Raw genomic sequence first — 14,481 nt, 5'->3', positions numbered from 1 at the left:
ATTCTTCCTTTTAAGGATTTTTATTTTTAAACTAAACTTCTAGGGTCAGTAACTACGCCCATAACTGCAGCTGCCGCAGCAACAGTAGGACTAGCTAATAAGGTTCTTGAGCCAGGTCCTTGTCTTCCTTCAAAATTTCTATTAGAAGTACTTACTGCATATTTTCCAGCAGGGATCTTATCGTCGTTCATTGCTAAACAAGCAGAACAACCAGGCTCTCTTAACTCAAATCCAGCTTCCTCTAATTTATCAAGAAGCCCTTCTTCTTTAATTGCGTTAAGGACTTTATGAGATCCAGGAACTAACCATGCGGTAACATGATCTGCTTTTTTACGGCCTTCTATAATTTCGGTAAAGGCTCTAAAATCCTCAATCCTACCATTAGTACAACTTCCGAGAAAAACAAAATCGATTTTTTTACCGATCATTGAATCTCCTTCTTTATAGCCCATATAGTCAAGTGACTTTTTGTAAGTCGAAACTCCACCGTCTAAACTTTCGGCAGTAGGAATACCATTAGTAATTCCCATTCCCATTCCTGGGTTTGTACCGTAAGTGATCATAGGTTCAATTGCACTTCCATCGAAAGTATATTCTTTGTCAAAAACTGCATCCGCATCGGTTTCAAGAGTAGACCAGTAGTCCATTGCTTTATCCCAAGCAGCTCCTTTAGGTGTAAATTCTCTGCCTTTAATATATTCAAATGTTTTCTCGTCAGGAGCAATAATTCCACCACGCGCTCCCATTTCTATACTCAGGTTACATACAGTCATTCTCCCTTCCATACTTAGTGATTTGAATACATCACCAGCATATTCAACGAAATATCCAGTAGCTCCGGAAGTACTAAGTTGAGATATAATGAATAAAGCAACATCTTTAGGAGTGACTCCTTTACTTAAAGAACCGTTAACCGTAATACGCATTGATTTAGGTTTTGGTTGCATTATACATTGTGTAGAAAGAACCATTTCTACTTCAGAGGTACCAATACCAAATGCAATTGCACCGAAAGCACCGTGAGTAGATGTGTGAGAATCTCCACAAACAATTGTAGCTCCTGGCTGTGTAATTCCATATTCTGGTCCTACAACGTGTACAATTCCATTTTTTTCATGTCCTAATCCCCAATACGATATTCCATGTTCTGCTGCATTTTCTTCTAATGCTTTCAATTGGTTCGCAGATAAGGGATCTGCAACGGGTAAGTGTTGGTTAATAGTTGGTGTGTTGTGATCTGCTGTAGCGAAAGTTCGCTCAGGACTCATAACTTTTGCACCTCTATTTTTTAAACCTAAAAAAGCAACAGGACTTGTTACTTCATGGACTAAATGTCTGTCAATGAAAAGCACATCTGGTCCACCTTCAATTTTCTGTACCACATGGGAATCCCATACCTTGTCAAATAATGTATTACTCATAATTTATTTATAGTTAAACCAAGCTTATACCACTTGCTTTGATGATTTTCGGAATGTCTTCGTCGTTTATTTCTTTTTGTGTATCTGCTAGTTTTAAAAATTCTTTGTAAACCTTATCCAATTGTAATTTGTCTAGTTCAAACCCTACATTTTTTGCTCGATAAGCAAGTGCAGCTCGTCCACTTCTAGCAGTTAAAACAATTGCAGATTCTGTTACACCAACATCATGGGGATCCATAATCTCGTATGTTTCTCTATTTTTAATAACTCCATCTTGATGAATCCCAGAACTGTGTGCAAAAGCATTTGCTCCAACAACAGCTTTGTTGGGTTGTACCATCATTCCCATGCTGTCAGACACTAGTTGACTTGTGGAATATAATAGTTTGGAGTTAATTCGAGTGTCTAAATTTAAATCTGGATGTTGACGCATGATCATTACTACTTCTTCTAAAGAAGTATTTCCAGCACGTTCTCCAATACCATTTATGGTACATTCAATTTGGCGAGCACCATTTAAAATTCCTGCAATCGAATTTGCTGTAGCAAGTCCAAGATCATTATGACAATGGCAGGATAAAACGGCTTTGTGAATACCGGTTACATTTTCTTTTAAATATTTAATTTTAGCTCCATATTCTTCTGGAAGACAATATCCTGTTGTGTCCGGTATATTCAAAACCGTAGCTCCAGCTTTTACAACTGCTTCACAGACTCTGGCTAAAAACTCATTATCTGTTCTACCGGCATCTTCTGCATAGAATTCAACATCTTCTACAAAAGATTTCGCATAGCTAACAGCAGCAACTGCTCGTTCAATAATTGCTTCTCTATTGGAGTTAAATTTAAATTTAATGTGTGAGTCAGAAGTACCAATTCCAGTATGAATTCTGGGTCGCTTTGCATGAGATAGTGCTTCTGCTGCAACTTTAATATCATTTTCTACAGCACGTGTTAATCCGCAAACTGTTGCATTTTTTACTATTTTTGATATTTCTTCAACAGAATTAAAATCTCCAGGGCTTGATACTGGGAATCCAGCTTCTATGATGTCAACTCCGAGAAGATCAAGACGTTCAGCAATTACTAATTTGCTTTTAGTGTCTAATTTACATCCTGGGACCTGCTCTCCATCACGAAGTGTAGTGTCAAAAATTTGAACGTGTTCCTGAGCCATTTTTTGTTTATTTATTGAAAGCAATACGAATTTAGCATTTATATGTATAATTTATAGTTTTTTTGTCTACTTTTATTACGAAACCCAAGGTATTTAATTGCGAATAAATCACTTTATATAAGTGTTTTATATGAAAAAAGTATACAATGACTAACGATCAAAAAGAAAACCTCTTTGTTTTGATAAAATCTTTATCAAAATCGGAAAAAAGACAGTTTAAACTTTATGTGGGTAGAATGGATTCTAATCAGGATTCAAAATTCTTGATTTTATTCAATCTTCTTGATAAGATGGATGTTTATGATGAAAAGATAATTTTAAAAAAAGGTTTTGTTTCTAAGCAACAATTATCAAATTTAAAAGCTCATTTATACAAGCAGGTTTTGGTTAGTTTAAGAATAAATCCATCTCAAAGAAATAAACGCATGTTGATTCGTGAGCAATTAGATTTTGCTACGGTATTATATCAAAAAGGATTATATAATCAAAGTTTAAAAATACTAGATCGGGCTAAGGCAATTGCAGTTAAATTAGACGAAAAATATGCAGCTTTCGAAATAGTTGAACTTGAAAAGGTAATCGAATCTCAGTATATAACTCGTAGTATGAGTAATAGAGCGCAAGAATTAGTTCGAGATGCTACTTATTTTAATAATCACAACCACATCTCGAGTCAATTATCTAATTTATCACTTCAGTTGTACGAACGCTTAATTAAAACAGGGTACACCAAAAGTGATCAAGAGTATAAAGAAGTTACTGAATTCTTTAATGATCGCTTACCTGATCTTAATTTTGAAGATTTGGGTTTCCGAGAAAAATTATGGTTTTTTAAAGCACATGTATGGTATAGTTTGCTTACTCAAGATTTTCTTTCCAGTTATCGATACTCAGCTAAATGGGTTGCTTTATTTGATAATAACCCAGATATGATTTCTTCTCACCCAGTTTTTTATTTGCAAGGAAATAATTATTTGTTAGAATCTACTGCACTCATTAAGTACCCAATTAAATTTAAGGAGATTTTAAACAAAATGCTTCAAATAATTAATTCAGAGCATTTTCCTAAAAACGATAATTTAAGCTCTCTCGCTTTTTTGTATGAATATAATAATCTCTTTAACTTTTATTTTTTAGAGGGAAAATTTATTGAAGGACAAGATATAATTGCGCCTTTACTGGTTAAAATTGAGTTTTATAAAAATCAAATTGATGAACATCACATCATGATGTTTTATTATAAAATTGCTTGCTTGTATTTTGGTTCTAACGATTTTGAAAATGCGATTATTTATTTAAATAAAATTGTAGAAAACAAAAAATTAAAAATGAGAGAAGATTTGCTTTGTTTTACTCGATTATTGAATTTAATAGCACATTATGAAGCAGGTAATGATTATCATATTGATGAACATATTCGCGATACCTACAAGTTTTTATTAAAAATGGGTGAATTACACGAAGTTCAAAAATCATTAATAAGGTTTGTTCGTAAATTAGGAAGTATATATCCAAGTGAGCTTAAGGAAGCTTTTAAAGACTTACACAAAGAATTGAAACAATATGAACAAGATCCATATGAACGAAGAGCATTTTTATATCTCGACATATTGTCTTGGTTAGAAAGTAAAATAGAGAATAAAACTGTGGCGGAAATAATTCACTCAAAAGCAAATATTATTAACCGGAAAGACAAGCATCCCACAGAGAGTCTTTAGGAAGTGAAGCTACACAGCAAATGGACTCTTTAGATACTGGATGGAGAATTTCTAGGGATCTAGCGTGTAAATGAATACTTCCGTTGGGATTACTTCTTGCAGAACCATATTTTAAATCTCCTTTAATTGGACATCCTATAGCACTTAATTGTGCTCTAATTTGATGGTGTCGTCCAGTTTCTAATTCTATTTCTAGAAGTGTGTAATTGTGAAGTTTTTTCTTGGTAGTATATTTTAAGATCGCCTTTTTCGATTCTGGAGTTTCTTTTTTGTGAGCATAAGATTTGTTTTGCTTTTGATTGCGAACAGTCCAATGAACAAGTGTGTCAGCCGAATTAGCTGGTGCCTCTTTAGTAATTGCCCAGTATGTTTTTTTGGTAACCCGATCTTTAAATTGTTTGTTTAACCGTTCTAAAGCTTTTGAAGTTCTTGCAAATACAATTGCGCCACTTGTAGGACGATCCAAACGGTGTACAACCCCAAGAAAAACAGCTCCAGGTTTATTGTATTTTTGTTTTATATACGCTTTGGCGAGGTCTACAAGAGGAATGTCACCCGTTTTATCTCCCTGCACTAAAACTCCAATGGGTTTGTTAATTATAAGTAAATGATTGTCTTCGAATAGAATATCTAATTTCATGGAATAAAAATTAGTATTGTTCTGATTCATTAGGAAAATCTTTTGTTTTAACGTCTGATGTGTATTGCTGAATAGCACCAATTATATTGGTATGTAAATCGAGGTAACGACGCAAAAATCTCGGACTAAACTCTTTGCTCATTCCTAGCATATCGTGTAGAACAAGCACTTGGCCATCAACTCCATTTCCAGCTCCAATTCCAATGACTGGAATAGAAACAAGAGAGGCTACTTTTTTAGCTAAATGAGCAGGTACTTTTTCAAGAACCAAACCAAAACATCCAGCGGATTCTAACATTTTAGCATCTTCTATAAGTTGATTGGCTTCTTGTTCTTCCTTCGCTCTTACTGTGTAAGTTCCAAACTTATATATAGACTGTGGCGTAAGTCCTAAATGTCCCATAACTGGGATACCAGCTTGTATGATTCGCTCAATAGAAGAACGTTCTTGGTTCCCACCTTCAAGTTTAACAGCATGAGCTCCAGATTCCTTCATTATTCTAATTGCAGATCGAAGGGCTTCTTTAGAGTCTGCTTGATAAGAACCAAAAGGAAGATCTACAACTACAAGAGCCCTTTTTACAGCTCGAATAACGGCACTTGCATGATATATCATTTGGTCTAATGTTATTGGAAGTGTAGTTTCATGACCAGCAATAACATTAGAAGCAGAATCACCAACCAAAATAACATCAATACCAGCTTGATCTACTAGACCAGCTAAAGTATAATCATACGCAGTTAACATTGCAATTTTTTCACCATCGGACTTCATTTTAAGAAGAGAATTCGTGGTTACTCTATTATATGTATTCTTAGCTACAGACATTTTTAGATAATTTTTTTCAAATGTAGTCTTTTTCTTTTGAGTTTTATATGAAAATGATACCCTCCCTTCCTCTTGTGACTTAAACCTGTTACATCAACTGACAGCCTGTCAGTTTTTTTGTTATGGCATACTCCTTGAATATTATTTGGAAAATTAAAAACAAATTTAAAATGAGTAAAATAATTGGAATTGATTTAGGAACCACAAACTCTTGTGTTTCTGTAATGGAAGGTAACGAACCGGTAGTAATCCCAAATGCTGAAGGAAAAAGAACAACTCCTTCTGTTATTGCATTTGTTGAGGGTGGTGAAATAAAAGTAGGTGATCCTGCGAAGCGCCAGGCGGTAACTAACCCAACAAAAACTATTGCTTCTGTTAAACGTTTTATGGGTAATAAGTTTTCAGAATCTTCTAAAGAAGCTTCAACTGTTGCATATAAAGTGGTAAAAGGAGATAACAACACACCTCGAGTTGATATTGATGGTCGTTTATATACTCCACAAGAACTTTCTGCTATGACTCTTCAGAAAATGAAGAAAACAGCAGAAGATTATTTAGGGCATGATGTTACTGAAGCGGTTATTACCGTACCAGCTTATTTTAACGATGCTCAGCGACAAGCTACAAAGGAAGCAGGTGAAATAGCAGGTTTAAAAGTTCAACGTATTATTAACGAACCAACTGCAGCTGCTTTAGCTTATGGTTTAGATAAAAAAGATGGAGCTGACCGAAAGATTGCTGTTTATGACCTTGGAGGTGGAACTTTTGATATCTCAATCCTTGAATTAGGAGACGGTGTTTTTGAAGTACTTTCAACAAACGGAGATACACACCTTGGAGGTGATGATTTTGATCAAGTGCTTATCGATTGGTTAGCAGATGATTTTAAAGCTGCTGAAGATATTGACTTACGTCAAGACCCAATGGCATTACAGCGTTTAAAAGAAGCGGCAGAAAAAGCAAAAATTGAACTTTCCTCTTCTCCTCAGACTGAAATTAACTTACCATACGTAACAGCAACTGCTTCTGGACCTAAACACTTAGTTACTACACTAACACGTTCTAAGTTCGAGCAATTATCAGATGAATTAGTTCGTCGTTCTATGGCTCCAGTTAAGAAAGCATTAGATGACGCTGGTTTAAGTACTTCTGATATTGATGAAATTATTCTTGTTGGGGGTTCTACTCGTATTCCTGTAATCCAAGAAGAAGTTGAAAAATTCTTTGGAAAAAAACCATCTAAAGGGGTAAACCCAGATGAAGTTGTTGCCGTTGGTGCAGCAATTCAAGGAGGTGTATTAACAGGAGATGTAAAAGATGTATTGTTGTTAGATGTTACTCCACTTTCTTTAGGTATTGAAACTATGGGTGGTGTTATGACTAAGTTAATCGAATCTAATACCACGATTCCTACGAAGAAGTCTCAAGTTTTTTCTACTGCTGCAGATAACCAACCATCGGTTGAGATTCATGTAATTCAAGGGGAACGTTCAATGGCTGCTGATAACAAAACAATTGGTCGTTTTCATTTAGATGGAATTCCACCAGCACAAAGAGGAACTCCACAAATTGAAGTAACTTTTGATATTGATGCTAACGGAATTATTAAAGTTACAGCTTCTGATAAAGCAACTGGAAAAACTCAAGATATACGTATCGAAGCTTCTTCAGGTTTGACAGAAGAAGAGATCGAAAAAATGCGCCAAGAAGCAGAAGCAAATGCGGAAGCAGATAAGGCTGCAAAAGAACAAGTTGATAAGCTAAATAGTGCTGATCAAATGATTTTCCAAACTGAAAGTCAATTGAAAGAGTTTGGAGATAAACTTTCTGATGATAAGAAAAAGCCAATTGAAGAAGCTTTAGAAGAATTGAAGAAAGCGTTTGAAGCGAAAGATCTCGCTACTATTGAGCCAGCTTTAGAAAAAATCAATGCAGCATGGAAGAATGCTTCCGAAGAAATGTACAAAGCTCAAGCTGATGGAGCTGCTCAACCTGGCCCAGATGCGCAAGCAGGTGGTTCAGCTGATGCTTCTGGAGCAGATGACGTTCAGGATGTTGATTTTGAAGAAGTTAAAGAATAACTTTTTATTTTGATAATTAAAAAAGCACCGTTAAGCGGTGCTTTTTTTTTGCATTTTTTTAAATTTTTAATTCCAACGATCCTTCCGCCATTGATTTTGTTGAGATTTGCTCAAAAAAGTCCAAGCTACTATCCGAGTAACTTTGTTCCCAGTACCCATGGGAATTGTTTTTATTTCTGATGCATTTACCTGATCAAGTTTCTTATAAATTGCGTTCAAATTAGATTGTTTTGAAACTAGTGTTGTGAACCAAAAACAATTATTCTTAAAGGTTTTACTCTGCAAGACCATTGCGCTAATAAACTTAATTTCTCCCCCTTCATAGATGAGTTCATTTTGGATTCCTGCAAAATTTAATTCTGCCTTTTTAACTTTTTTAGCCCCTAAATTCTGAACCTTTCTTAGGGATCCTTTTTGAGCAGCTTCTTGAGATTCATGAAATGGTGGATTACACATCGTGATGTCAATCTTATCTTTGCTTCCTATAATTCCTTGGTAAATTGCTTTAGAATCTTTCTGTAATTTACAGTTTACTTTATTTAAAAGTTTAGTGTTGTTTGAGACTATTTTATTTGCATTTTTGATTGATAATTCATCAATATCTGAAGCAATAAAATTCCAATTATACTCAGTAATTCCTATAATTGGATAAATACAACTTGCTCCGACTCCAATATCTAGACATGTAATTTTGTTGCCCTCGGGTGAACGCCCAAAATTATTTTCGCGAATTAAGTCTGCTAGATAATGGATGTAATCTGCTCTACCGGGAATAGGAGGGCAGAGATTATGATCAGGAAATTCCCAAAAATCAATTTTATAATAATGTTTTAGAAGAGATATGTTTAGAACTTTTACAGCCTTTGGGTTTGAAAAGTCTATCGAGTCATCTCCGTGTTTATTTGGTTTTATAAAATCTTTTAATTCAGGATGAGCAAGGATTAATGCTTTAAGATCATAGCGTTCTCGATTTTTGTTACGAGGGTGCATCTTAGACTTTATTTTTGGTTTTTTCTTGTCCGACATAGAATCTTTTTGTGATTTGCTAAGATACTATTTCAAACACTTATTTTTTTGTTAATCCTTTGTTTTATGAGAAACTTCAAAATACATCTGAGAGTATAATTTTATCTCTTACATGCTGTAATTAATCAAAATTTCTTTTCTAAAATAATTTTGTTTTAATTCAGAACTATACACCCTAAATGTTCAAAAAAGGTTCGGCAGTTCTTAATAAGTTAAGCCTTAAGTTTATTACTCTCGTATTTATTGATTTTATTTAAATTGGTTCCTAATGTATTCCTGGAATTGAAATCGATATTTATCCTCATAAATTAAACCCATCATTTAGAATTTAATTACTTTTACTTCCATGGAAAAAGAGGAATTACTCAAACTGATGAATGGCTCCGAAAAGGAGTCTTTAATGCGAACTTTAGAAATAGATTTTGTTGATGTGGGGGACAATTTTTTAACGGCTAGAATGCCCGTAACACCAAAACTTCATCAACCCGATGGGGTTCTTCATGGGGGTGCAACATTTGCATTAGCAGAAAGTGTGGGAAGTGCTGCCGCCTATCTATTTAATAAGTCTAAAAGTACTATGGTTCGCGGGATTGAGATGTCTGGAAATCATTTAAAAGGAATAAGCGAGGGTTATGTATACGCCAAAGCTATTCCAGTTCATAACGGGAGAACCACTCAGATATGGGAAATTAAAGTAACGAATGAAGCCGGAGATTTAATTTCAAGCTGTAAGTTAACCACCCTAACTTTACCTAAAAAATAAATGATAAAAGCCCTTAAAGCTTTAGAGGAAAAGAAACTTCCTTTCGTTGTTTTTAAACATCCTAATTCCAACGAATTAGAACTGTACTTTCAAGAAGATGACCGTTTGTATTTAACCCAAGATTTTTCGGAACAAGGTTTTTTAATGGCTCCTTTTAATGACACTAATTCATACCCCTTTATCCCAAATAAAAATCACAAAAAATTTGATCTAAGCTTTTATAAAGAATCAAATTCATCAGATATCTCTTTTGGTAATGAAAATAGAGAGGCTTTTATAACATTAGTTGAAAAAGCCCTAGTTGAATTTTCAGAATCGGTGACTGAAAAAATTGTTTTATCACGTTCAATACCAGTTTCTATTTCAGACTCAGAGCCCATCAATACTTTTGTTAATTTGGCAAACCTTTACCCAACAGCATTTGTTTATTATTGGCATCATCCCAAAACAGGTTCTTGGATGGGAGCAACACCAGAAAGGTTTGCGAGTTTAAGTAATAATGAGTTACATACAATTTCATTAGCTGGAACTTCAATTGCAAAAGAAGACGAAAAACCCATATGGTCAGAAAAGGAACTTCAAGAACAACAACTCGTTACAGTTAGTATTGAAGATTCCTTACGCTCAATTTACCCTAATTCTAAAATTGAAATTGGTTCAGTACAAACTGTTCAAGCGGGTTCTATATATCATCTAAAAACAGATATACGATTAAAAAGTGATGATTTAAGTTTGTTTAAAATTGCAAAAGCACTTCACCCTACTCCTGCAGTAGGAGGAGTTCCAAAGAAAAATAGTTTAGAATTTATATTAAAAAATGAAGCTCACAATCGAAAATATTACACAGGTTTTTTGGGTCCTTTTGACTCAGATCACCATGCAAGTTTATATGTAAATTTAAGATGTGCTGAATTAATACCCTCGGGTTACAGGGTATATGTGGGTGCTGGGATTACAACAAAAAGTATACCCTTGAATGAATGGGAAGAGACTAAGAGAAAAGCAAAAACTTTTTGCAAAGCACTTTGAATTTAACTGAAATAAACTCTTTCGAATCTCTACTGTTTTGTATTTTTGTTGGACAATGAGTCAATACCCAAAACAATCTTTTTCTGAAATACCCTTAGCTCAAACCGTTGTAAAGTTTTGTGATATTAAAAGAATTAATCATATTGTAATTTCACCAGGCTCTAGAAATGCACCCTTAAATCTAGGATTTACAAATAACGATAATTTCATTACTTATAGCATTGTAGACGAGCGCTCTGCTGCATTCTTTGCACTTGGTTTGGCACAGCAACTTAAACATCCTGTAGCAGTTGTTTGTACGTCTGGTTCCGCTTTATTAAACTATTATCCAGCAGTCTCAGAAGCTTTTTATAGCGATATACCATTGGTTGTGATTTCTGCAGATAGATTACCCCACAGAATTGATGTTGGTGATGGACAAACCATACGACAGCCAGAAGTATTTGAACCTCACCTAGAAGCAGCTGCATATTTAACTCCAGATGTGTCGCATGCCTCGAAAACGCTTCTTGAAAATCCATCTCAAAAATTAGTAGCTCAAGACGCATCGGAATCCGATTTAATGCACAAACAAGTAGAGATTCAGCGATCAAATGAACAAAAACTGGATTCCGTTTTAAATAAAGCCATCCTGAACTCTGGTCCTGTTCATATAAATGTTCCTTTAGAGGAACCGCTTTATGGAACAACCTCAAAAGAACTTATTCCCCAATTTATAAGTGATCCTGAACCAAATCAGACAGAAATTAATCTTGATTCTTATGTTACCCAATGGAATTCTGCTGCCAAAAAGATTATTTTAGTAGGAGTTTTACCTCCAAATTCAATAAATGACAAAATTTTAGAAACATGGGCTTTGGACCCTTCAGTAATTGTTTTAACTGAAAAAACATCTAACTTAAAACATAGTAGGTTTTTAGATGCAATAGATTCTTTAATTGCTCCATTAGAGCAAAATGGAGAAAGTGCTTTTGAAGAAATTCAACCTGATTTACTGATTACACTAGGCGGAATGGTTGTTTCAAAAAAAGTAAAAAATTTTTTAAGAAAATTTCCACCAAAAAAACACTGGCACATCAACTCTAAGAAAGCTTACAATACCTACTATGTGCTTTCAAATCATGTGAAATTAGATCCTCAAGAGTTTTTCGATTATTTATTTTCAAAACCCAATACTCCAATTGAATCTTCATTTAATAGTGCGGTACATTCGATTTATTCTAGAAATTTATTGAAAGGATTAGCTTATTTAAAGACGATCCCTTTTTCTGATTTATTAGCCTTTAAAATTATATTCAATTCAATCCCCAAAAAACTTCATTTACAACTCGCTAATAGTTCTACTATTCGTTATGCACAGCTATTCGATCTTCCGAAAAATGTATCTGTATATTGCAACCGTGGGACAAGCGGGATCGACGGAAGTACATCTACAGCTGTTGGAGCTGCCTATAAAACAGAGTTGCAAACATTATTAATTACAGGGGATTTAAGTTTTTTCTACGATTGTAATGCCTTATGGAATACATATTGGAAATCTAATTTTAGAGTTATTATAATTAACAATCAAGGAGGTGGAATTTTTAGGATTCTTCCAGGTAAAAAAGACACTCCACTTTACGATAAATATTATGAGACAGTTCATAATCGAAATGCCAAAGATTTATCTAAATCTTTTGGTTTAGGATACTCAAGTGTTTATTCTGGATGGCGTTTAAAGTTGAAATTAAAATCTTTTTTTAAACCCTCTGATAGACCGCAAATTTTAGAGATATTTACTCCAAGAAAAATCAATGACAAAGTTTTATTAAATTACTTTAAAGCAATGCAATAAAACACTTATTTTTAAATCAATAAATACAATATAATATGGAAAATGTAGTTTGGGAAACGATAACAGAATACTCGGATATTTTATTTGAATTTCACAAGGGAATAGCTAAAATTACTATAAATCGCCCAGAAGTTTATAATGCATTCCGCCCAGAAACAAACAATCAAATGTTAGAAGCTATGGATGTTTGTCGTGAACGTAATGATATTGATATCATTGTTTTTACCGGAATGGGGGACAAGGCTTTTTGTAGTGGAGGCGATCAAAATGTTAAAGGTGTTGGGGGTTATGTAGGTGAAGATGGCGTACCCAGATTAAATGTACTTGATTTACATAAAAAGATAAGAGAAATCCCTAAACCAGTTATTGCAATGGTCAATGGTTATGCTATCGGTGGTGGTCATGTCTTACATGTTGTTTGTGATTTAACAATAGCAAGCGATAACGCAATTTTTGGACAAACAGGTCCTAAAGTTGGAAGTTTCGACGGTGGATTTGGTTCATCTTATTTAGCACGTCACGTTGGTCAGAAAAAAGCACGTGAGATTTGGTTCTTATGTCAACAATATTCTGCTAAAGAAGCGGAAGAAATGGGTATGGTAAATAAAGTTGTACCCCTTGAAGATCTTGAAAAAACTGTAGTTGAATGGTGTCAAATTATGCAAAAAAGAAGCCCGCTCGCTTTAAGAATGGTTAAACGCTGTTTAAATGCTGAATTAGATGGGCAGCATGGATTAATGCAATTAGCTGGAGATGCAACCTTAATGTATTATTTAATGGATGAGGCTCAGGAGGGTAAAAATGCATTTTTAGAACGCCGTGACCCTAATTTTAAACAGTATCCTAAGTTTCCATAAAAGAGTCTTATTGCTTTCTTTCACAGCAAAGGGTTATTTAAATTGGACAATCAAGAAAATAAAAATAGATCATCCGTTTTATTAGAATAGTATTAAACTGTAAAAAAGCATCTTTATTTTTTTAGATGTATTTAATTGTTTTTTAATTCTGTATTAGGATAGGGTAGTTTATTAAAATAAAACGAATTGAATTACAAAATAATAGATGAATTCAAAATTTAAAGTTTGGTTAGAGGCTGCTCGTTTGAGAACGTTACCACTCTCTTTATCCGGAATAATTGTTGGTAACGGTCTTGCATATTCTAGTCCTAGTTTTTCGATAACTATTTTAATACTATCCTTAGCTACTACGATCGCATTTCAGATTTTATCAAATTTTGCTAATGATTATGGTGATGGTGTAAAGGGAACAGATAATAATGATAGAATTGGTCCTGCAAGAGTTTTACAGCAGGGATTACTTTCTAGAAAGGAACTGAAAAAAGGAATTCAAATCACAGTTGCTTCTTCGCTTATTTTATCATTCACTCTAATATTAATTGCATTTGATTCTTCTGAACTGCTGTATGTTTTAATTTTTGTTGCTCTAGCCGTTGCTTCTGTTTATGCAGCTATTAAATATACTGTAGGCGAAAATGCATATGGTTATCGAGCTTTTGGCGATTTTTTTGTCTTTGTGTTTTTTGGAGGAGTAAGTGTTTTAGGTTCCTATTTTTTACAAAATAATACCTTTTCAATTGAATTAATTTTACCGGCTACCTCCATTGGATTATTAAGTGTTGGTGTTTTAAATTTAAATAATATGCGCGATCTTGAAACTGATAAAAAATCTAATAAGATTACTATAGCGGTTCTTTTAGGATCAAGTTATTCTAAAATTTACCATGCTTTTTTATTAATTGGAGCGGTATTTACATCTGTTTTATATTCTAAAACATTGAGTCAACCTTCTTATCTTTTTATGATTGCCGTTTTATTATTGATGATTCATTTAAGACGTGTTTTAGGATATACTGATCCAAAAGAATTTGATCCAGAGTTAAAGAGATTAGCATTGTGTACGTTCTTATTTGCTCTTCTTTTTTCAATAGGACAAAATATATAAA

12 protein-coding genes are annotated in these 14,481 nt (G+C 33.9%); 7 read left to right on the top strand and 5 right to left on the bottom strand.

Features of this window, described 5'->3' with window-relative positions; translation table 11 throughout:
* Positions 1–26: 26 nt before the first annotated feature.
* The gene (leuC, locus tag NG655_RS05795; protein ID WP_252158392.1) at positions 27–1,421 is read right to left on the bottom strand and encodes a 3-isopropylmalate dehydratase large subunit; all 1,395 of its coding nucleotides are present in this window, start codon (positions 1,419–1,421) and stop codon (positions 27–29) included.
* A 13-nt stretch (positions 1,422–1,434) separates the two neighbouring features.
* Positions 1,435–2,598 carry a 2-isopropylmalate synthase gene (locus tag NG655_RS05790; RefSeq protein ID WP_252158391.1) on the bottom strand — a complete coding sequence of 388 codons (1,164 nt, stop codon included), beginning with the start codon at positions 2,596–2,598 and terminating at the stop codon, positions 1,435–1,437.
* Between the two features lie 146 nt (positions 2,599–2,744).
* On the opposite strand from NG655_RS05790, the gene NG655_RS05785 reads away from it, so the two are divergent.
* Positions 2,745–4,316, top strand: a complete 1,572-nt coding sequence (locus NG655_RS05785; RefSeq protein ID WP_252158390.1) for a hypothetical protein — start codon at positions 2,745–2,747, stop codon at positions 4,314–4,316.
* On the opposite strand, the gene NG655_RS05780 is transcribed toward NG655_RS05785, so the two are convergent.
* A complete protein-coding gene (locus NG655_RS05780; protein WP_252158389.1) occupies positions 4,279–4,986 on the bottom strand; it encodes an RluA family pseudouridine synthase in 708 nt (235 codons plus the stop codon). The two genes, NG655_RS05785 and NG655_RS05780, sit on opposite strands and share 38 nt — an antisense overlap.
* Positions 4,967–5,785, bottom strand: a complete 819-nt coding sequence (gene panB, locus NG655_RS05775) for a 3-methyl-2-oxobutanoate hydroxymethyltransferase (protein ID WP_252158388.1) — start codon at positions 5,783–5,785, stop codon at positions 4,967–4,969. The genes NG655_RS05780 and panB overlap by 20 nt, the downstream gene beginning before the upstream one ends.
* A gap of 170 nt (positions 5,786–5,955) precedes the next feature.
* Here panB and dnaK point away from each other — a divergent pair, with 170 nt between their 5' ends.
* Complete coding sequence (dnaK, locus tag NG655_RS05770; protein ID WP_252158387.1) at positions 5,956–7,866, top strand: molecular chaperone DnaK; 1,911 nt, start codon at positions 5,956–5,958, stop codon at positions 7,864–7,866.
* Positions 7,867–7,932: 66 nt separating this feature from the next.
* Here dnaK and rlmF read toward each other — a convergent pair whose 3' ends face one another.
* Positions 7,933–8,892 carry a 23S rRNA (adenine(1618)-N(6))-methyltransferase RlmF gene (rlmF, locus tag NG655_RS05765; RefSeq protein ID WP_252158386.1) on the bottom strand — a complete coding sequence of 320 codons (960 nt, stop codon included), beginning with the start codon at positions 8,890–8,892 and terminating at the stop codon, positions 7,933–7,935.
* A gap of 346 nt (positions 8,893–9,238) precedes the next feature.
* On the opposite strand from rlmF, the gene NG655_RS05760 reads away from it, so the two are divergent.
* The 5 genes from NG655_RS05760 (at position 9,239) to menA (ending at position 14,480) form a co-directional block, all read left to right on the top strand.
* Positions 9,239–9,655: a PaaI family thioesterase gene (locus NG655_RS05760; RefSeq protein WP_252158385.1), complete on the top strand. Its 417-nt coding sequence runs from the start codon at positions 9,239–9,241 to the stop codon at positions 9,653–9,655.
* Complete coding sequence (locus NG655_RS05755) at positions 9,656–10,684, top strand: isochorismate synthase (RefSeq protein WP_252158384.1); 1,029 nt, start codon at positions 9,656–9,658, stop codon at positions 10,682–10,684. It abuts the gene before it with no gap.
* Between the two features lie 55 nt (positions 10,685–10,739).
* Positions 10,740–12,518, top strand: coding sequence for a 2-succinyl-5-enolpyruvyl-6-hydroxy-3-cyclohexene-1-carboxylate synthase (gene menD, locus NG655_RS05750; RefSeq protein ID WP_252158383.1), 1,779 nt, complete (start codon positions 10,740–10,742; stop codon positions 12,516–12,518).
* A 35-nt stretch (positions 12,519–12,553) separates the two neighbouring features.
* On the top strand, positions 12,554–13,375 hold the full coding sequence (gene menB / locus NG655_RS05745) for a 1,4-dihydroxy-2-naphthoyl-CoA synthase (protein ID WP_252158382.1): 822 nt from the start codon (positions 12,554–12,556) through the stop codon (positions 13,373–13,375).
* 205 nt (positions 13,376–13,580) lie between these two features.
* Positions 13,581–14,480: a 1,4-dihydroxy-2-naphthoate octaprenyltransferase gene (gene menA, locus NG655_RS05740; RefSeq protein ID WP_252158381.1), complete on the top strand. Its 900-nt coding sequence runs from the start codon at positions 13,581–13,583 to the stop codon at positions 14,478–14,480.
* Position 14,481 lies beyond the last annotated feature (1 nt).

This window comes from Candidatus Arcticimaribacter forsetii, from assembly GCF_910589745.1.
Classification (GTDB): domain Bacteria; phylum Bacteroidota; class Bacteroidia; order Flavobacteriales; family Flavobacteriaceae; genus Arcticimaribacter; species Arcticimaribacter forsetii.
This window is presented reverse-complemented; position numbering and strand designations above follow the sequence as displayed.